Origin of the sequence: Streptomyces sp. NPDC006879 (assembly GCF_042869595.1) — a bacterium.
GTDB lineage: Bacteria > Actinomycetota > Actinomycetes > Streptomycetales > Streptomycetaceae > Streptomyces.
In genome coordinates this window covers 76,020-94,234 of the sequence record NZ_JBIAGC010000024.1, presented here as the reverse complement: position 1 = coordinate 94,234, position 18,215 = coordinate 76,020, and the positions used below count along the sequence as shown (strand labels likewise).

General features: G+C 70.5%; 16 protein-coding genes and 1 pseudogene. 4 read left to right on the top strand and 13 right to left on the bottom strand.

Translation table 11 applies throughout. The features are described from left to right. A pseudogene (locus tag ACFYMC_RS19075) lies at positions 1 to 268 on the bottom strand (IS701 family transposase); the annotation flags it as partial. Between the two features lie 97 nt (positions 269 to 365). After that, positions 366 to 1,718, bottom strand: a complete 1,353-nt coding sequence (locus tag ACFYMC_RS19070) for a class II 3-deoxy-7-phosphoheptulonate synthase (protein WP_388526347.1) — start codon at positions 1,716 to 1,718, stop codon at positions 366 to 368. Between the two features lie 369 nt (positions 1,719 to 2,087). On the opposite strand from ACFYMC_RS19070, the gene ACFYMC_RS19065 reads away from it, so the two are divergent. Then, positions 2,088 to 3,971 (top strand): anthranilate synthase family protein, encoded by a 1,884-nt coding sequence (locus ACFYMC_RS19065; RefSeq protein WP_388526344.1) that lies wholly within the window; start codon positions 2,088 to 2,090, stop codon positions 3,969 to 3,971. A gap of 18 nt (positions 3,972 to 3,989) precedes the next feature. On the opposite strand, the gene ACFYMC_RS19060 is transcribed toward ACFYMC_RS19065, so the two are convergent. The 5 genes from ACFYMC_RS19060 to ACFYMC_RS19040 form a co-directional block, all read right to left on the bottom strand. Further along, a complete protein-coding gene (locus tag ACFYMC_RS19060) occupies positions 3,990 to 4,991 on the bottom strand; it encodes a 2-hydroxyacid dehydrogenase (RefSeq protein ID WP_388526341.1) in 1,002 nt (333 codons plus the stop codon). Between the two features lie 120 nt (positions 4,992 to 5,111). Beyond that, a complete protein-coding gene (locus ACFYMC_RS19055) occupies positions 5,112 to 6,152 on the bottom strand; it encodes a 6-phosphofructokinase (RefSeq protein WP_388526338.1) in 1,041 nt (346 codons plus the stop codon). Positions 6,153 to 6,509: 357 nt separating this feature from the next. Further along, the gene (locus ACFYMC_RS19050; protein WP_388526370.1) at positions 6,510 to 7,154 is read right to left on the bottom strand and encodes a response regulator; all 645 of its coding nucleotides are present in this window, start codon (positions 7,152 to 7,154) and stop codon (positions 6,510 to 6,512) included. Between the two features lie 59 nt (positions 7,155 to 7,213). Further along, a complete protein-coding gene (gene macS, locus ACFYMC_RS19045; RefSeq protein ID WP_388526368.1) occupies positions 7,214 to 8,350 on the bottom strand; it encodes a MacS family sensor histidine kinase in 1,137 nt (378 codons plus the stop codon). A gap of 88 nt (positions 8,351 to 8,438) precedes the next feature. Beyond that, positions 8,439 to 9,275, bottom strand: coding sequence for a lysophospholipid acyltransferase family protein (locus ACFYMC_RS19040; protein ID WP_388526365.1), 837 nt, complete (start codon positions 9,273 to 9,275; stop codon positions 8,439 to 8,441). A gap of 246 nt (positions 9,276 to 9,521) precedes the next feature. Between ACFYMC_RS19040 and ACFYMC_RS19035 the strand changes: the two genes are divergently transcribed. Both ACFYMC_RS19035 and ACFYMC_RS19030 read left to right on the top strand, forming a co-directional pair. Beyond that, entirely contained in the window at positions 9,522 to 10,310 is a 789-nt protein-coding gene (locus ACFYMC_RS19035) for an alpha/beta hydrolase (RefSeq protein ID WP_388526335.1), read from the top strand. Further along, positions 10,303 to 10,950 carry a hypothetical protein gene (locus tag ACFYMC_RS19030; RefSeq protein WP_388526332.1) on the top strand — a complete coding sequence of 216 codons (648 nt, stop codon included), beginning with the start codon at positions 10,303 to 10,305 and terminating at the stop codon, positions 10,948 to 10,950. The genes ACFYMC_RS19035 and ACFYMC_RS19030 overlap by 8 nt, the downstream gene beginning before the upstream one ends. Positions 10,951 to 11,004: 54 nt before the next feature. Here ACFYMC_RS19030 and ACFYMC_RS19025 read toward each other — a convergent pair whose 3' ends face one another. The 6 genes from ACFYMC_RS19025 to ACFYMC_RS19000 form a co-directional block, all read right to left on the bottom strand. Then, positions 11,005 to 11,757, bottom strand: coding sequence for an endonuclease/exonuclease/phosphatase family protein (locus ACFYMC_RS19025; protein ID WP_388526329.1), 753 nt, complete (start codon positions 11,755 to 11,757; stop codon positions 11,005 to 11,007). A gap of 71 nt (positions 11,758 to 11,828) precedes the next feature. Then, a complete protein-coding gene (locus ACFYMC_RS19020) occupies positions 11,829 to 12,770 on the bottom strand; it encodes an ROK family glucokinase (RefSeq protein ID WP_388526326.1) in 942 nt (313 codons plus the stop codon). Between the two features lie 100 nt (positions 12,771 to 12,870). After that, positions 12,871 to 13,341 (bottom strand): DUF5304 family protein, encoded by a 471-nt coding sequence (locus tag ACFYMC_RS19015; RefSeq protein ID WP_388526324.1) that lies wholly within the window; start codon positions 13,339 to 13,341, stop codon positions 12,871 to 12,873. A gap of 92 nt (positions 13,342 to 13,433) precedes the next feature. Beyond that, positions 13,434 to 14,660, bottom strand: coding sequence for an ArsA family ATPase (locus tag ACFYMC_RS19010; protein ID WP_388526321.1), 1,227 nt, complete (start codon positions 14,658 to 14,660; stop codon positions 13,434 to 13,436). 123 nt (positions 14,661 to 14,783) lie between these two features. Next, positions 14,784 to 15,224: an SRPBCC family protein gene (locus tag ACFYMC_RS19005; protein ID WP_388526318.1), complete on the bottom strand. Its 441-nt coding sequence runs from the start codon at positions 15,222 to 15,224 to the stop codon at positions 14,784 to 14,786. A gap of 149 nt (positions 15,225 to 15,373) precedes the next feature. Next, positions 15,374 to 16,150 carry a metallophosphoesterase gene (locus ACFYMC_RS19000; protein ID WP_388526316.1) on the bottom strand — a complete coding sequence of 259 codons (777 nt, stop codon included), beginning with the start codon at positions 16,148 to 16,150 and terminating at the stop codon, positions 15,374 to 15,376. 249 nt (positions 16,151 to 16,399) lie between these two features. On the opposite strand from ACFYMC_RS19000, the gene ACFYMC_RS18995 reads away from it, so the two are divergent. Next, entirely contained in the window at positions 16,400 to 18,196 is a 1,797-nt protein-coding gene (locus ACFYMC_RS18995) for an AMP-dependent synthetase/ligase (protein WP_388526313.1), read from the top strand. Positions 18,197 to 18,215: the final 19 nt, after the last annotated feature.

Here is an 18,215-nt window from a genome sequence, read left to right as displayed (position 1 = left end):
CGTCCTTGCTGCCGATCGTCTCGACGACGAAGTCACGCACGTCGTCGCGGACCGCATTCTCGTCCCAGTCGGCGAAGTTCAGCAGCCGCTGGAAAACGTCCGGGCGACGCTGGCCGGCCTGCTCGGCCAGCGTCCACCCGTTCTTCCTTTCCAGCGGCGCGAGCAACGTGCTCAGGTACTCCAGAGCCCGTTCACGAGGCTCCGACCTGCCAAAACGCCCCGCGAACCGGGCATGAAGCCCGACTATCCCCTCGGACCAGTCCTCGATCTGCGCGACCGTCAGCGATTCATCACACAGTCAGCCCAACGACCAAGGCGACGACCAGTCACATCACATGCGGTTGCAGTACTAGCGGTCCGCGCCCCTACTGGTCGCGGTACATCTCGGCGACCAGGAAGGCCAGGTCCAGCGACTGGCTGCGGTTGAGCCGTGGGTCGCAGGCCGTCTCGTACCGCTGGTGCAGGTCATCGACGAAGATCTCGTCGCCGCCGCCCACGCACTCGGTGACGTCGTCGCCGGTGAGCTCCACGTGAATGCCACCCGGGTGGGTGCCCAACGCCTTGTGCACCTCGAAGAAGCCCTTGACCTCGTCCAGGACGTCGTCGAAACGACGCGTCTTGTGGCCGGAGGCGGCCTCGAAGGTGTTGCCGTGCATCGGGTCGGTCACCCAGGCCACAGTGGCTCCGGACGCGGTGACCTTCTCGACCAGCTCCGGCAGCTTGTCCCGAACCTTGTCGGCACCCATCCGCACGATGAAGGTCAGCCGGCCGGGCTCGCGCTTCGGGTCCAGCCGGTCGATGTACGTCAGCGCCTCGTCCACCGTGGTGGTCGGGCCCAGCTTGATGCCGATGGGGTTGCTGACCTGGGAAGCGAACTCGATGTGCGCATGGTCCAACTGGCGGGTGCGCTCGCCGATCCACACCATGTGGCCGGAGGTGTCGTACAGCTTGCCGGTCCGCGAGTCGGTACGGGTCAGCGCCGTCTCGTAGTCGAGCAGCAGTGCCTCATGGGAGGCGTAGAACTCGACCGCCTTGAACTCGGCCGGGTCGGTACCGCACGCCTTCATGAAGTTCAGGGCGTTGTCGATCTCCCGGGCGAGCTGCTCGTAGCGCTGCCCGGAGGGTGAGGACTTCACGAAGTCCTGGTTCCAAGCGTGCACCTGACGCAGATCGGCGTATCCACCGGTGGTGAAGGCACGGACCAGGTTCAGCGTGGAGGACGAGGCGTGGTACATCCGCTTGAGCCGCTCCGGGTCCGGCACCCGGTCGACCTCGGTGAAAGCGAAGCCGTTGACGGAGTCACCGCGGTAGGTGGGCAGCGTCACCCCGTCACGGGTCTCCGTACCCTTCGAACGCGGCTTCGAGTACTGGCCGGCGATCCGACCGACCTTGACCACCGGCACGGACGCCGCGTACGTGAGGACGGCCGACATCTGGAGCAGCGTCTTGAGCTTCGCCCGGATGTGCTCGGCGGACACCGCGTCGAAGGCCTCCGCACAGTCACCGCCCTGCAGGAGGAACGCCTCACCCTTCGCGACGGCTCCCAGCCGGGCGCGCAGCTGGTCGCACTCGCCCGCGAAGACGAGCGGCGGGTAGCTCTCCAGGTCGCTCACGACCCGGCTGAGCGCCTCGCGGTCGGGATACTCCGGCTGCTGCGCGGCAGGCAGGTCTCGCCAGGTGGGCACATGGGCAGCAGGGGTCTCAGCGTTCACTGTCACAAGGGCAAGGTTACGAGGTCCGGGGAGCGTCTCGCCCCCTCGCTCACAGTGTGGACACGTCGGCTCCCTCCCCGCGGCCCGGACCGGGGACCCCGACCAGCTCGAAAGCGGGTCGGAGCGGCCTCACCACCCCCGGTCCGGGCAACGGACCGGGTGGACCGCCCCCGCACCTCACACCCCCGCGGTGGGTTAGGGTTCGAGCCATGCACGCGCACTCCAACCAGAACTGGTGGTGGCCCGCCCTCCCGGCGGCCCACTGATCGCGCGCACCCACATCCGATCCGCGAAGGCCGCCCGAGGGGCGGCCTTCGCGCGCATCTCCCCCGGATGCTGCGGGCCGTTCCTCCCACCGGAAGGAACACCGCTCAGATGCTCATCAGCAGACTGCTGGACGACACCTGCCCACCCTTCGCCCTGCTGCGCCGCAGGACACCCGGCCGGGACCACGACACCGTAGAGCTGTTGCTCGGCTCCGTGCACCACGCGGAGCGCCTGGCGGACCTCCCGGTCGACCAGCTCCCCTCGCTCGCCCTGGTGCCGTTCCGCCAGATCAAGGAGCGCGGTTTCGAGGTGCACGACGACGACACACCCTTGAGTGTCCTGGTGGCCGAGGAAGCCCACGAACTTCCGCTCGACGAGGTCCTGGCGGCACTGCCGGGCCACCGGGTACGGGTCGAGGGCGGCGCCTTCGACGTGACCGACGAGGCCTACGCATCGATCGTCGAGCGGGTCATCGAAGACGAGATCGGCCGGGGCGAGGGTGCCAACTTCGTCATCCGACGCACCTACACCGGCGAGATCCCGGGCTTCGACCGGACGGACGCACTGGCACTGTTCCGGCGGCTGCTGACCGGCGAACGCGGTGCGTACTGGACCTTCCTGGTCCATACCGGGCAGCGGACCCTGGTCGGGGCGAGCCCCGAGGTCCACGTGCGGATGTCCGGCGGGACGGTCGTGATGAACCCGATCAGCGGGACCTACCGCTATCCGCCCGGGGGACCCACGCCCGCCTCGCTGCTGGCCTTCCTCGCCGACCGCAAGGAGACCGAAGAGCTGTCCATGGTGGTCGACGAGGAACTGAAGATGATGTGCACCGTCGGCGACCGCGGTGGGGTGGTCGTCGGCCCGCGGCTGCGCGAGATGGCACACCTGGCACACACCGAGTACGAGCTGCGCGGTCGGTCCACGCTGGACGTGCGGGAGGTGCTGCGCGAGACGATGTTCGCGGCCACCGTCACCGGCTCGCCCGTGCAGAACGCCTGCCGGGTGATCAAGCGTCATGAGGGCAGCGGACGGGGCTACTACGCGGGGGCGCTGGCTCTCATCGGCGTGGACGGCGGTGGCACCCAGACGCTGGACTCCCCCATCCTGATCCGCACCGCCGAGATCTCCCCCGGCGGCCACCTCAAGGTGCCGGTGGGGGCGACGCTGGTGCGCCACTCCGACCCGGCGGGGGAGGTCGCCGAGACCCACGCCAAGGCGGCTGGGGTGCTGGCCGCACTCGGAGTGCGGCAGGACCGCACCGAAAAGGCGACGCGCCGGCCTCGACTGGCGGACGACCCCCGGGTGCTGTTGGCGTTGGAAGCACGCCGACACGACCTGGCGCCCTTCTGGCTGCGCATGCGGGAGCGCCCGGGGACCAGTGGCGGGCACGCGCTGGTGGTGGACGGCGAGGACACCTTCACCTCGATGCTCGCGCACGTTCTGCGGGCCGGCGGTTCGACGGTGACGGTGCGCCGCTACGACGAGCCTGGACTGCGCGAGGAGGCGTTGCGGCATCGGGGACCGGTGGTCCTCGGCCCGGGGCCGGGTAACCCGCTCGACACCACCGACCCCAAGATGCGGCTGCTGAGCCGGCTGGCGGCCGACCTGCTGCGGGAGCGCCACGCCGCTCTGGTCGGGGTGTGCCTGGGGCACGAGATGATCGCGGCCCAGCTGGGGCTGGAGCTGATCCGCAAGGCGGAACCCGCTCAAGGCGCGCAGGTCGAGATCGACTTCTTCGGGGAGCCCGAGGTGGTGGGCTTCTACAACACGTTCACCGCCCACTGCGACGATGCGGCCGAGCACCGCCTCGCGGCGCGCGGAGTGCAGGTGAGCCGTGACCCGGCGACCGGCGAAGTGCACGCCCTGCGGTCGTTGGCCGCGGGCTTCGCGGGGTTGCAGTTCCACCCGGAGTCGGTACTGACCCTGCGCGGGGCGGAGCTGGTGGCCGAGCTCATCGACTCGATGGCTCCGGCCGCGCGGGCGGTGTAGCCGGGCGGAGCGCTGCGGTCAGCCCGTCGGGGCGGGAATCAGGGTGTTCTCGCTCCTGCGACCCGCGAGGTAGTCCTCGACGTTCGCGACCGTGGTCTCGATGATCTGCCCGACCGCGTCGTGGGTGAAGTAGGCCTGGTGGGAGGTGACCAGCACCTGGGGGAAGGTGACCAGCCGGGCCAGAGTGTCGTCCTCCACCGCTTGGAGGGACCTGTCCATGAAGAAGACGCCGGCCTCGGCCTCGTACACGTCGAGGCCGACGCCGGTGAAACGGCCGGCCCGGAGCTCGTCGACCAGCGCCTCGGTGTCGATGAGTCCGCCGCGGCTGGAATTCACCAAGATCGCCTCGTCCTTCATGCGGCGCAGTGCCGCGGCGTCGAGCAGGTGGTGGGTGGCGGGCAACAGCGGTACGTGGAGGCTGACCAGGTCGCAAGCGGCCAGTAGCTCGTCCTTGGTCACGTACTGCATGCCGAGGGCGAGGCAGTCCGGGTTCTCCTCGATGTCCCAGCCCAGCAGCTTCATCCCGAACCCGTGGGCGATCCGAGTGAAGGCCGCTCCGATCTTCCCGGTGCCCACCACCCCGACGGTGCGGCCGTGCATGTCCCGACCCATGAGCCCGTTCAGTCGGAAGTCGAAGTCCCGGGTGCGGTTGGAGGCGCGCACGATGCGGCGGTTGACCGCCATCGCCAGCGTCCAGGCGAACTCGGCAACCGAGTAGGGCGAGTAGTAGGAGACCCGGCTGACGGTGAGGCCGAGCTCCGTGGCCACCTTCAGGTCGATGTTGTTGAAGCCGGTGGAGCGCTGCGCGATCATCCGGGTACCACCGGCGGCCAGGGCCCTGAGGACGTTCTCGTTCAGGTCGGCGTTGACGCTCGTGCTCACGATCTCGTACCCCGCCGCGATGGGGGCGGTGTCCTCGCTGAGGAAGACGTCCAGGCAGCGCAGGGGGTGTTGGCGTCCGAAGGCCGCCTCCATCAGCGGCTGCTCGTCCGCCGTGACACCGAATGCCAAGATCTCCACGAACCCTCTCCCGTCCCTCACCGGGGCACGCCCGACCGCCACCCCGCGTGAGCCCGCCGGGTGGGGCGGGCCCAGTCCAGGGTGGCAGGTCTGCCCACCGTGCGACCGGCTTCCCGGCGATCAGCCGAAGAACACGCTCGCCTCGGCGTACAGGGACGGGTCGACGGTCTTGAGCTTGGCCGTGGCCTCCGCGATCGGCACCCGCACGATGTCGGTTCCGCGCAGCGCCACCATCTTGCCGAAGTCGCGGTCCCTGACCGCTTCGATGGCGTGCAGCCCGAACCGGGTGGCCAGCCACCGGTCGAAGGAGCTCGGCGTCCCGCCTCGCTGTACGTGGCCGAGGACCGTGGTGCGCGCTTCCTTACCGGTCCGGCGCTCGATCTCCTTCGCCAGCCACTCCCCGACCCCCGAGAGGCGCACATGGCCGAAGGAGTCGAGGCTGCCGTCCTTGAGGACCATCTCCCCGTTCTTGGGGCTGGCCCCCTCGGCGACCACGACGATCGGGGCGTAGCTGGCCTTGAAGCGGGAGGTCACCCAGGCGCAGACCTGGTCGACGTCGAAACGCTGCTCCGGGATGAGGATGACGTTGGCCCCGCCAGCCAGACCGGAGTGCAGGGCGATCCAGCCGGCGTGGCGGCCCATGACCTCGACGACGAGTACCCGCATATGTGATTCGGCGGTGGTGTGGAGTCGGTCGATGGCCTCGGTGGCGATGCCCACGGCCGTATCGAAGCCGAAGGTGTAGTCGGTGGCGGACAGGTCGTTGTCGATGGTCTTGGGCACTCCCACGCAGGGGACGCCGTACTCCTCGTACAGTCGCGCGGCCACCCCTAAGGTGTCCTCACCGCCGATCGCGATCAGGGCGTCGACCTCGTACTTGCTGAGGTTCTCCTTGATGCGCCGCACCCCGTCGTCCATGTTGAACGGATTGGTGCGGGAGGAGCCGAGGATGGTGCCGCCGCGGGGCAGGATGCCGCGGACCGCGCCGATGTCGAGCGGCAGCGTCACCCCCTCGACGGGGCCGCGCCAGCCGTCGCGGAAGCCGGTGAACTCGTATCCGTATTCCTGGACGCCCTTGCGGACCGCGCCACGGATCACCGCGTTGAGCCCGGGGCAGTCGCCACCGCCGGTGAGCACCCCGATGCGCTTGGACTCCGGCATCGCATCTTCCCTTCGCCGAGTGGCCACGTGGCCGTTTCGCCTTCGCGTGCCGTGCGGCGCCCCGCGGAGCGCCGCACGGCGGTCACGCTAGCGGTGACACACGTCACGTAAAGTCGGCCGGCAAGAGCAATTCCGCGGCACTTCGGGGGAATTGGCGTTCACCGTTCACTCGTACGAGTGCCAAGGACCGTCCCGGAACACCCGGTGGATCAGCGTGCGGCTCCAGATGCGCTGCACCGCAGGGTGGAGGGTCGCCCCACTACCGGGTGTGTTCGTGCGATCCGACAACGCAGCAAGGCGCCGCAGCTGCCGTCGAACGCCCTCCGGATACTGCGGGACAGGCCTTAGGGCTCTGGATCAGACGCCGTCGAGGCCCCGTTCGATCGCGTATCGGACGAGCTCCACACGGTTGTGCAGCTGGAGCTTGCCGAGGGTGTTCTGCACGTGGTTCTGCACCGTGCGGTGCGAGATGACCAGACGTTCGGCGATCTGCTTGTACGAAAGGCCCTTGGCGACCAGGCGCAACACCTCGGTCTCGCGCTCGGTCAGCTGCGGCGCCCTCGGCCCGTCGGACGCGACCGACACCGGGTCAGCCGCGAGGCGGCGGTACTCGCCGAGCACCAGCCCGGCCAGCCCGGGGGTGAACACGGCCTCGCCAGCGGCGGTACGCCGGACCGCCTCGATCAGCTCCTCGGCGCCCGCGGACTTCAACAGGTAGCCGGTGGCACCCGACTTCACGGCTTCCAGTACGTCCGCCTGCTCCCCACTGGCGGAAAGTACCAGGACCCGCGGCGCAGGGTCCTCACCGACCAGTTGCCTGCACACCTCGACGCCCGGCAGACCAGGCAGGTTGAGGTCGAGCACCAGCACGTCCGGGGTGACCGCCCGGGCCCGCCGGACCGCCTGCGGGCCGTCCCCGGCCGTGGCCACCACCTCGCAGCCGGCGCCGGCCAGATCACGCGCGACGGCGTCCCGCCACATCGGGTGATCATCCACCACCATGACCCGGATGGGCCGGCCCCGGTCCACCGCTCCCGCCACGTCCCCCACCTGTCCGGTACTCACCGGCTGTCCGCCTTCCCCCATGGGACCCTCAGTTCCACTTCGGTGCCCTGTCCGGGCACCGACACCACTTCGGCGCTGCCACCCAGCTCGCGCAGCCTGCCTCGGATCGACAGGGCGACTCCCATCCGCCCCTCGCCCTCGGCCTCCTCCAGGCGCCCGGGCTCGATGCCCGGCCCGTCGTCGCGCACCGTCACCACGGCCGCATCGGGTTCGTCCTCCACCAGGATCCAGGCCCGGGCCCGCGGGCCGGCATGGGCGTGGACGTTGTCCAGCGCCGCCGCGACGGCAGCCGCGAGTTCGCGGGCCGCAGCCGTCGGCAACAGCACCGGGGCGCCCGGATCGGACAGGGTGACCCGCGACCCGGCGTGCGGGGCCAGCAGGCTCCGCAGGTCCATCTCGGTGGGCGCGACCGTTTCCATCGGCTCGCCGCGCGGTGGGCCCGCGGCGACCAGGGTCCGCAGCGCGACTTCCTGGTCGCCCGCCAGCCGCCCCAGTTCGGCCGCCTCGCCCCCCAGGGCCACACCGCGGCGGCGGACCATGGCCAGCACTTGGAGCACCCCGTCGTGGATGTCCCGGGCCAGGCGTTCCCGCTCCCGGGTCGCGGCCTCGATCTTGAGGGCTCGGGCGAGCGTCGCCTCGCTGGCCCGAGCGACCTCGACCACGTAGCCGATCGCGATGGAGGCGACCCAGACCAGCAGCACGTTGTGCAGGGTGTCGCGGGTGGGCGCACCACGCTCGACGATGTTGGCGACCGCCACGAAGGAGGAGGCGAAGCCGGCCCATCGCCAACCACCTTTGATCGCGAAGGCGAGAACGGCGCCTGCCGTCCAGATCGAGGGCAGGGTGGGACCACCGTCATGGATGCGCTGCGGAGCGTCGGCGAGCGGAGTGAGCAGGATGCCGGTGAGGGCGAGCGCCAGGTCGGCGCCGAGGAAGCGCTTGGTGCAGGCGGCGGCGTTCGCCACCCTGGGCAAGGTGATCAGGGTCCACAGGGCGAGCACCGCAAGGTAGCCGGCCGCCAGGCCGGGACGGATGTATTCCCGGTGGTCGAAGGCGAAGAGCCCGACTGCGTAGACCATGGTCAGCAGCCGGTAGGCGGTCAGGGCGCGCCAAAGTGGCGCCTCCACCGACATCCGGGGACCCGTCGGCTCGTCAACGCGCTGTGGATCCTGCGGCACCGCCCCCACTGCCCCACCCTCCGAGATCGTCCTGGACGGCCGCTCAGCCGGCCTGCTGGCCGGGTGTGTCCGAGTCGGCCGGTACGCCGTGTTCGGCTCCCCGCTCGGCCGCACTCTGCTCGGCCTGGGCACGTGCGGTGCGCAGCGCCTCCCGGTCGGCGGCCTTCTCCGCCTTGGCCTGCGCCTTCTCCGCTTCGACGCGGCGCTTGTCCGCCTCAGCGATCTGGCGCTTGGCGGCGGTCGCGTAGATGTCCACGTACTCCTGGCCGGAGAGCTTCATGATCTCGTACATGACCTCGTCGGTCACCGAACGCAGGATGAAGCGGTCGCCTTCCATGCCCTGATACCGGCTGAAGTCGAGCGGCTTGCCGATCCGGATCCCCGGGCGCATCAACTTCGGGACGACCTTGCCGGGGGGCTGGATCTTCTCGGTGTCGATCATCGCCACCGGGATGACGGGGGCGCCGGTGGCCAATGCCACCCTGGCAAGCCCGCCGGGCTTGCCACGGTAGAGACGCCCGTCGGGCGAGCGCGTTCCCTCGGGGTAGATACCGAAGAGCTCGCCGCGCTCGATCACCTCGATGCCGCTCTTGATGGCCGCCTCCCCGGCCCCGCGGGCCCCGGAGCGGTCCACCGGGAGCTGTCCGACACCCTTGAAGAAGGCCGCGGTCAGTTTGCCCTTCACTCCGGGGGAGGTGAAGTACTCCGCCTTGGCGATGAAGGTGACCTTACGGTCCAGTACCGCCGGCAGGAAGAAGGAGTCGGAGAAGGACAGGTGGTTGCTCGCGAGGATCGCCGGTCCTTCGGCGGGGATGTTCTCAAGGCCCTCCACCCAGGGCCGGAAGGCGAGCTTCAGGGACCCGCCGATGGAGAACTTCATTGCGCCGTAGATCAACTCGAAAGCCTTCCTCTGTTCCTCGAACAGACCTTAACCCCTGGCGGGCCCCCCGCTCTCGCCCGCCGAGGCCACCAGAGGCGGCGACGGCCCTGGTCGGTGTCGGTCCGGTCGCGTACCGTGAAGTACGCATTGCGCGTCCCCAGGACGCCGTGCCCCCCGCACGTCCCCTTCGCCAGACCCGCTCCGCGTGCCCCGTCGCACGCGCCTTCCAACGAACAGGAGACCCTGGTGCCGGTCCTCCCTGGAGCCGAGCCGTTCCGCCACGAGGGCGGCAAGGTCGGTGTCCTCCTCTGCCACGGTTTCACCGGTTCCCCGCAGTCGATGCGCCCGTGGGCCGACCATCTGGCCGCACGCGGGCTGACGGTGTCCTTGCCCCTGTTGCCCGGGCACGGGACGCGTTGGCAGGACATGCAGCTCACCGGTTGGCAGGACTGGTACGCCGAAGTGGATCGTGCGCTACGGGAGCTTCTGGAGACGTGCGAGCAGGTCTTCGTGGTCGGGCTCTCGATGGGCGGGGCCCTGACCCTGCGACTGGCCGAGAAGCACGGTGACTCGATCAGCGGAATCGTGCTCGTCAACCCGGCGAACAAGCTGCACGGCTTCGCCGCGCACCTGCTCCCGGTGGTCAAGCACTTCGTTCCCTCCACCAAGGGACTGACCAACGACATCGCCAAGGAAGGCGGCTCCGAGGTCGGCTACGACCGGGTGCCGCTGCGGGCCGCGCACTCGGTGCGGGACTTCTTCCGGCTGGTCGACGCCGATCTGCCGCAGGTCACCCAGCCCCTCCTGCTGCTGCACAGCCCGCAGGACCACGTCGTACCGCCGGTCGACTCGGCTCGCATCCTCAGCCGGGTGTCCTCCACTGAGGTGACCGAGACCCTGCTGGAACAGAGCTACCACGTCGCGACGTTGGACCATGATGCGGAGCGGATCTTCGAAGACAGCTACGCGTTCATCTGCCGACTCGCTCCGGGTGTCGGCGACCTCAGCGGGGAGGGGACGGCCACCGGTGGCTGAGCACGACGCCGATCGCGGGGAGAGCCGCGAGGAAGACGGCGACCGCGAGCACAAGGGCAGTGGCACTCCGGCTCCGCCGGGTGGCGAGGCGGGTGCATCCGCACCGCTGGACGAGGAGGCGGCCTGGGCGGCGATCGTTGCAGGTTACGGGCAGGAGCCCCCGGATCCGCCGGGCGCGCGCCCCTTCCGGTCGATCGAGGACCTCGCGCTGCTGGAGGAGGGGCCCGAGGAGCGACCCGAAGATCCGCCTCGGGCCGAGGAGGAGAAGCCGCCGCAGCAGAAGTCGCCCGGGGCTGACCGGCCGCTGGGCAGTTCGGTCGCGTTCGCTCCCGGGGTGGGCCCGCGGGACCACCAGCTCGCGGAGCCCTCCGACGAGGACTTCGACGAGGGCGACGAGGGGCATTTCGTGCCTCCCGAGCCGCCTCCGCTGCCCACCGGCGACACCACGGCACGGTTCGCCTGGCTGGCCGTCATCGGCGGTCCGGTGCTGCTGCTCCTCGCCGTGCTGCTCCAGTGGGATATGACCTGGTGGCTGACGACCTTGGGGGTCGGCGGGTTCCTCGGCGGCTTCGCCACACTGGTCGCGCGGATGCAGCACGACGACGAGGACGGCGGTCCGGGTAGCGGCGCGGTGGTCTGAGGCCCCCACGGGACGCGGCTGCGGCCGGACGGCCCGGTGGGGGAGCCTGACCGTTCAGCAGGCAGGTACCCGCAGGGCCGCCAGGACCGGCAGGTGATCGGTCGCGGTCAGCAGGTCTCCGGCGTGCAGACCGGGTAGGCCGGTGGGCACGCCACAGCCCAGGACCTCGATGCCGGGTGTGGCGAAGACCGCGTCGATGCGTTGGTGGGGCACACGCGGGGTGGAGGTGAACTCCCCTCCCCAGGGCCGTACCGCCCAGCAGTCCTGGAGTGCGCCGGCGAGTTGACCGAAGGCCCGTCCTTCGGGGCCTTCGTTGATGTCGCCCGCCGCGATGGCGTGCCCGGTCCCCAACCGTTCCAGCCTCTCCAGCAGCATCCCCGCCTGGGCGTACCGTTCGCCCTCGCGCAGCGACAGGTGCGCGCTCAGCAAGCCGATGCGTGCGCCGGCGATGCGCACCACCGCGGTCGCGAAGCCGCGCCGGTGTTGTCCGGGGGTGAGGGGCAAGAGCACGTCCTCGGTGCGTTCCACGCCGGCCCGCAAGGAGGACATCAGCAGCGGTCCGGCGGCGGTGGCACCCCCGCTCACCACGACGAGGTCGACCTTCGAGGCGAGCCGGGCCGCGTGCTTGCGCCACCGGAAGAACCTTGGCGCTTCCTGGACGAAGACCAGGTCGGGGGCGCAGGCACGGATCACCCTGGCGAGGGCGTCCTCGTCGTCGCGAAGGGATCGGACGTTGTAGCTCAGCACCCGCAGGACGGCGGAACCATCAGGTTCCGTGCGGGAGTTGGGGAGGTCAGTGATCGCCATGGCTCCCAACATACGGAGCTGCCCGCCGCTGCCCCAGAGGGCGCGACGGGCAGTCACCGTCAGGAGGGCGGTCAGCCCTGACGGGCCAGGTCGGCCGCGCCTACGAGCCCGGCTTCGCCTCCGAGCTGGGCGGCGAGCACCTGGGCGTGGGGCCGCCACTGGCCGCCGATCAGCCAGCGCCGGAAGGACTTCCGGATCGGTTCGAGCACCAGCTCGCCCTCGTCGGAAACGCCTCCGCCGACGATGAAGGCCGAGGGGTCGAACAGGGAGGCGAGGTCGGCGAGGCCGGCACCCGCCCAGCGGGCCAGCTCGCGGAAGGAGTCGATGGCCACCGGGCATCCTTGACGGGCGGCGGCGCTGATGTGCCGGCCCTCGACGCCCTCGACGGTGCCGTCTCCGAGGGACAGCAAGATGCCCGCGTTCTCCGGTTGCGCGTTGGCGCGCTGCTTGGCGTACCGCACCAGGGCTCGGCCGGAGGCGTACTGCTCCCAGCATCCCTGGCTGCCACAACCGCACAGCAGCCCGTCGGGCACCACACGGATGTGTCCGAATTCTGCTGCTACGCCGAACCGGCCACGGCGCAGCTTGTTGCCGATGATGATGCCGCCGCCGAGGCCAGTACCGAGGGTGATGCAGATGACGTCCTCGTGCCCCTGGCCGGCGCCGAAACGGTACTCGCCCCAGGCCGCCGCGTTGGCGTCGTTCTCCACGACCACCGGCAGGCCGATGCGCTGCTCGACCTTGTCCTTCAGCGGTTCGTGGCGCCAGTCGATGTTGGGGGCGAAGAGCACGGTCGCGCGCTTGTCGTCCACGTATCCGGCGGCGCCGATGCCGACGGCCTCGATGCTGTGGCCCTTGCCGACCTCGGAGACGGCGGAACAGATGGCGTCCGTCACCCCGTCGGCGGTGGGCGGGGTGGGCACCTTGTACGTCTGGAGGATGGTGCCGCTCTCGTCGACCACGCCGGCCGCGATCTTCGTGCCGCCGATGTCGACACCGATGGTGAGTCCCATTAAGTCCCTCGGTTTCCGGTCAAGCCCCGCCACGGCCAACCGTACCCGAGCGTCCGGGTCGCCCTCCCCCTGACCGCGCGGCTCGTGCCGCCCCGCGCGGTCAGTCCAGGTCGATGCGCTGCGAGGAGGGAGGGTCCTCTCCTTCGGGGCCGTCGGGGTCGAGGGGGGCCTGCGTGCTCGTGGGGGTATCGGCCCCTCGGGTCCAGCGTTGCTCGTGGGCGTCGACCGCGGAGCGGTAGGCGGCCAGTAGTTCGCCGCCGGCGGCGGCCAGATGGCCGAAGACCTCGGGGTTGCGGTCGATGACCGGCTTGGCGGCGGACTTCGCCTGGTCGACGAGTTGCTGCACGGCGCCCTGGGCCGCCACGCCCAGGAGCGGGGCGTTCAGCGACTGCACCTTGTCGGCCACCGCCTCGAAGAGTCTGAACAGTTCCTGCGCGGCGGTGCCGGTGTCCTGGGGGCCCTGCTCGGCCCTGCGGCGGGCACGCTCGGCGGCGAGGTCCTCCGCGCAGGCGTCGGCCCAGGCGTCGGCGTCGGTTTCGGCCCCGGTGGGGCGATCGGTTGCCTCGCTCATGGTGGACTCCTGCGGGACGGCTGTTGCGGCACCTCGACGTTACCCGAACGGGTGCACCGGCCGCGGCCCCCTGGGGGCTCCCGGCGGCGGAATCAGTGGCCGGCGCCACGCTCCTTCGGCCACAGCGCGGGGTCGGGGGTGAAACGGATCCGCAGCTCTCCGTCGCTGAGCCCGGCCCCTGAGACGCTACAGCGTCGCAGTACCGAGGGCAGAGAAACGATCCGGTGAAACGATCCGGCGGTCAGGACGAGTTCGTCGCCACGACGGACCAGGCCGAGTTCGGCCCGTACCGCGCCAGGAAGGCGGAGCCGCCACACCAGGACGCCCTCGCTCGCGCGCAGGTCCTCCACCGGCCACTGCACGCGCCGCGGTCGGCCAGGCGCGGGCAGCGACCCCGCCAGTCGCTCCAGGTCGTCACGACCGCGCGGATCGTGACCGAGGTGTGCCAGCTCACCCCGCAGGAGGTCGGGATACGAGGTGGCCCATTCGTCCAGGCCCTTGTCCTGCTGGGCGGCGAGGGCGGCCAACCAGGTGTCGGCGGAGCCGCGCGGCAGGACCCGGTTGGCGATCAGTCCCTCGATCGGCACCTGGTGCAGCGCGAGGCCGAGCAGGGCGCCGCGCACGGCCTCGGTGGCGGCCGGTCCCGGCTCGGCGACGATCCGGACCGAGGTGCCGGGGTCGTCGAGGACGGCCTGCACGGCGGTCAGCTCCGCACTCCACCGGGCGGCGCTCTCGTACAGCCGCTGAGCCGGCATGGGCACGCCGGCGAGTTGGGCGAGGACAGGCCGCAGGGCCCGAGCTGCCTGGCGTTCGGGAGGCAGCAATCGCGCCAGGTAGCGGTGCAGTTGGGCGGGGAGCGCGAGGACTGCGAGGCTCTGGTGGATCGGCGGCATGTCCACCACTACGAGGTCGTAGCCGGCCGCCTCACCCACCCGACGCAGCGTGCGAAGCAGGGCGAACTGCTCGGCGCCGGGCAGTTCGGTCAGTTCCTCCTCCGCCAGCGGGCGGGCGCCCAGCATGCCGAGGACGGCCGCCCCACGCTCTTGGATGTCGGCGAACTCGTCACGGAACTGGGCGCCGGAGTCGATCTCGGCGGTCCATACCCGTGCTCCCCCGAGGGTCACCGGGACCGCCACGGGGTCGGACGCCCCCGCGGCGCCCGGCGGTCCGGGCTGGTCGACCACCGCGGCGAGCGGGCTCCCCCGGTCGCCGGAGAGCAGGAGCACCCGCAGTCCGCGCCCGGCGGCTTCGGCCGCGGTCGCCGCCGCGGTGGTGGTGCGCCCCGCCCCGCCGGGTCCAGTGACGAGCAGGATGTGCATGGTGGTGCTCCGTACCGGGCCGGGCGCGGCCGGCGCCTTCGAATGGATCGAGGCCGTGTCGGCCGTGGTTGCGGTGCCAGGTGGCCGTGCGGGGTGGTCCCGGTATGTGCCGGGACCACCGTCTCAGAGCTTCTCGACGCGCTTCTTCAGGCCGTCCAGGGCCCGGTCGATGATGACCTTCTCCGCCTTGCGCTTGATCATCCCGAGCATGGGGATCTTCACGTCGACGGTGAGCTGGTACGTCACCTCGGTGCGGTCACCACCGCCGACGGCCACCAACGTGTAAGAGCCGTCGAGCTGGCGCAGCATCTGTGACTTGACCAGGGACCAGCTCACCGAGCCGTCCGCGGACCAGGTGTAGGCAAGGACGTGGTCGTCCTTGACTGCGCCGGCATCGAGGACCAGCCGGACCTGCTCGGCGCGCCCCTGCTCGTCCCGGGACAACACCTCGGCCTGCTTGACCTCCCCGGTCCACTCCGGATAGCGGTCGAAGTCGGCGATCACGGCCATGACCTCAGCCGGGGCCGCCTCGATCGTGATGCTCGATCTCGTGTGTTCCGCCATCGCTGTGGCTCTCCTCCAGTGCGGCCGGACCGGCCGGTTCGGGGCGTGCTTGCCGGGGTGTTCGGGGCATTGTGCGGCTTGCGGGCCGCCGCGTGAAGGCTACCGCGCGGGCGAACTGCCGCCGGCCCAGGGCGGGCGGCAGCTGGAGTTCACCACTCCAGCACCCAGGGCCGGCCGGTGGCCGCGAAGTGCCCCACGTTCACGCACTCGGTCGCCCCGATGCGCATCCGCTGCACCAGCGGCTGGTGGACGTGCCCGAAGAGGGCGTAGCGGGGACGCACCCGGTGGATGGCGGCGAGGAGGGCGGCGCTGCCCCTTTCGAACCGGCGGGCGACCGTGTCGTAGCAGAGCTCGGGCACCTCGGGCGGGATGTGCGAACAGAGCACGTCCACGTCTCCGAGCGCTTCCACCTTCTGCGCGTACTCCTCCAGGCCGACCTCGTAGGGGGTGCGCATGGGGGTGGGGAGCCCGCCGCCGACGAAGCCGAAGACCCAGCCGCCGATCTCCACCCGCTGACCGTCCAGGACGGTGGTGCCCGGCCTCGCGTACTCGGGCCACAGCGCCGGGATGTCCACGTTGCCGAAGGTGGCGTAGGTGGGGGTTGGGAAGGCGCTGAACATCTGCGCGTACTGCTCGCGTACGGCGCCCTCTATCATCGCCTCCCGGTCGCGACCGGCCCAGAGGCGACGGCCGAGGGCGCGCGCCTCTTCGAAGCGGCGCTCGGTGCGCAGCCGTACGATCAGGTCGGCGTTCTCCACGCCGAAGAGGCTGGGGAAGATGCCCCGGGAGTGGTCGGCGTAGTCGAGGAAGAGCACGAGGTCGCCGAGACAGACAAGGGCGTCCGCACCCTCTTTGGCGCGGGCCAGCGCCTCGGTGTTGCCGTGTACGTCACTGACGACGTGAAGCCGTGTACGTGTACCACCCATGCGCTCACTCTAGGGGTCCCGACTCGGCGGGGTGGCCGATCAGAGGTATCCGGACCTGCGGATACGGCGACGGCCTCATGGGTGGCTACTTCCGGGTCACAAAACGGGTGGACTACCGTACGTGAAGGAGCGCCGCTGCATGTGACGCACGGAACATCTGGCCGCGACCCCCTATCCGGAACCCACTACTGGTGGGTAACGTCCGGTCGGTCCAGAACGTGGCGATGGCGCCCCAGAGGAGCAGCAGTCTTGCGCGAGTTCAGCCTTCCGGCCCTTTACGAGGTCCCGTCGGACGGGAACCTGACGGATCTCATCCGCCGTAACGCCGCGCAGCAGCCGGACACCGCCGTCATTGCCCGCAAGCGGGGATCCGACTGGGTGGACGTCACCGCCGCCGAGTTCCTCGCCGAGGTGCGGGCCGCGGCCAAGGGACTGATCGCCGCCGGCATCGAGCCGGGCGAGCGGGTCGCGCTGATCTCCAGGACCCGCTACGAGTGGGTGCTGTTGGACTTCGCGATCTGGACCGCCGGTGCGGTGACCGTACCGGTGTACGAGACCAGCTCCGCCGAACAGATCCAGTGGATCCTCAGTGACTCCGGCGCGACCGCCGCCCTCGTCGAGAGCGCCGGGCACGCCGAAGCGGTCGCCGAGATCCGCGGGCAACTGCCCGAACTGCGACACCTGTGGCAGATCGACGCGGGTGCGGTGGACGAACTCGGCGCCGCGGGTGCCGAGGTGGCGGACGCCCAGGTGGACGAGCGCAGCAGCCTGGCGAACGCCGACGACCCGGCCACCATCGTCTACACCTCGGGCACCACCGGCCGACCCAAGGGTTGCGTGCTGACCCACCGCAACTTCTTCGCCGAGTGCGGCAACGTCGCCGAACGGCTGGCCCCGCTGTTCCGTACCGGCGACTGCTCGGTTCTGCTGTTCCTGCCGGCAGCCCATGTGTTCGGCAGGCTGGTGGAGGTGGCCTCCGTATTGGCCCCCATCCGGTTGGGCTGCGTCCCGGACATCAAGAACCTCACCGAGGAGCTGGCAAGCTTCCGGCCCACGTTGATCCTGGGCGTGCCCCGGGTCTTCGAGAAGGTCTACAACTCCGCCCGGGCCAAGGCACAGGCCGACGGCAAGGGCAAGATCTTCGACGCGGCGGCGGAGACCGCGATCGCCTACAGCCGGGCCCTGGACACCCCGTCCGGCCCCTCCCTGCCCCTACGACTGAAGCACAAGCTCTTCGGCAAGCTGGTCTACAGCAAGCTGCACGCGGTGCTCGGTGGGCGCGGCGAGTACGCGATCTCCGGCGGCGCCCCGCTCGGTGAACGGCTCGGCCACTTCTACCGGGGTATCGGCTTCACGGTGCTGGAGGGCTACGGCCTGACGGAATCGTGCGCGGCCACCGCCTTCAACCCGTGGGACCGGCCGAAGATCGGCACGGTGGGTCAGCCCCTACCCGGCTCGACGGTGCGGATCGCGGACGACGGCGAGGTGCTGCTGCACGGCGAGCAGATCTTCACCGGCTACTGGAAGAACGAGGCTGCCACCGCCGAGGCGCTCGCCGACGGCTGGTTCCACACCGGCGACGTGGGCACCCTGGACGAGGACGGCTACCTGACCATCACCGGCCGCAAGAAGGAGCTCATCGTCACCGCGGGTGGCAAGAACGTGGCACCCGCGGTGATCGAGGACCGGATCAGGGCGCACGCCCTGGTCGCGGAGTGCATGGTGGTCGGCGACGGCCGCCCCTTCGTGGCCGCGCTGGTCACCCTCGACGAGGAGTTCCTGGGCCGGTGGGCCGCCGAGAACGGCAAGCCCGCCGGGGCTGACGCGCGGACCCTGCGGGCCGACCCGGAGTTGGTCGCCGCCGTGCAGCAGGCGGTGGACGATGGGAACGCGGCCGTCTCCAAGGCGGAGTCGGTACGGAAGTTCCGCATCCTCCCCTCCCAGTTCACTGAGGAGTCGGGGCACATCACCCCCTCGTTGAAGCTCAAGCGCAACGTGGTGGCCAAGGACTTCGCCGACGAGATCGAGGCGCTCTACCGGAGCTGATCCGCCACTGGTGGGGGGA

Excerpts from the sequence above, each read along its gene's own strand:
- macS (WP_388526368.1), bottom strand. The coding sequence starts at position 8,350 with ATGTCGGTGGAGGCGCCACTTTGGCGCGCCCTGACCGCCTACCGGCTG.
- ACFYMC_RS19055 (WP_388526338.1), bottom strand. The coding sequence starts at position 6,152 with ATGCCGGAGTCCAAGCGCATCGGGGTGCTCACCGGCGGTGGCGACTGC.
- ACFYMC_RS19050 (WP_388526370.1), bottom strand. The coding sequence starts at position 7,154 with ATGGTGGTGGATGATCACCCGATGTGGCGGGACGCCGTCGCGCGTGAT.
- ACFYMC_RS19065 (WP_388526344.1), top strand. The coding sequence starts at position 2,088 with ATGCTCATCAGCAGACTGCTGGACGACACCTGCCCACCCTTCGCCCTG.
- ACFYMC_RS19020 (WP_388526326.1), bottom strand. The coding sequence starts at position 12,770 with ATGGGACTCACCATCGGTGTCGACATCGGCGGCACGAAGATCGCGGCC.
- ACFYMC_RS19010 (WP_388526321.1), bottom strand. The coding sequence starts at position 14,660 with ATGCACATCCTGCTCGTCACTGGACCCGGCGGGGCGGGGCGCACCACC.
- ACFYMC_RS19005 (WP_388526318.1), bottom strand. The coding sequence starts at position 15,224 with ATGGCGGAACACACGAGATCGAGCATCACGATCGAGGCGGCCCCGGCT.
- ACFYMC_RS19040 (WP_388526365.1), bottom strand. The coding sequence starts at position 9,275 with ATGAAGTTCTCCATCGGCGGGTCCCTGAAGCTCGCCTTCCGGCCCTGG.
- ACFYMC_RS19015 (WP_388526324.1), bottom strand. The coding sequence starts at position 13,341 with ATGAGCGAGGCAACCGATCGCCCCACCGGGGCCGAAACCGACGCCGAC.
- ACFYMC_RS19000 (WP_388526316.1), bottom strand. The coding sequence starts at position 16,150 with ATGGGTGGTACACGTACACGGCTTCACGTCGTCAGTGACGTACACGGC.
- ACFYMC_RS19025 (WP_388526329.1), bottom strand. The coding sequence starts at position 11,757 with ATGGCGATCACTGACCTCCCCAACTCCCGCACGGAACCTGATGGTTCC.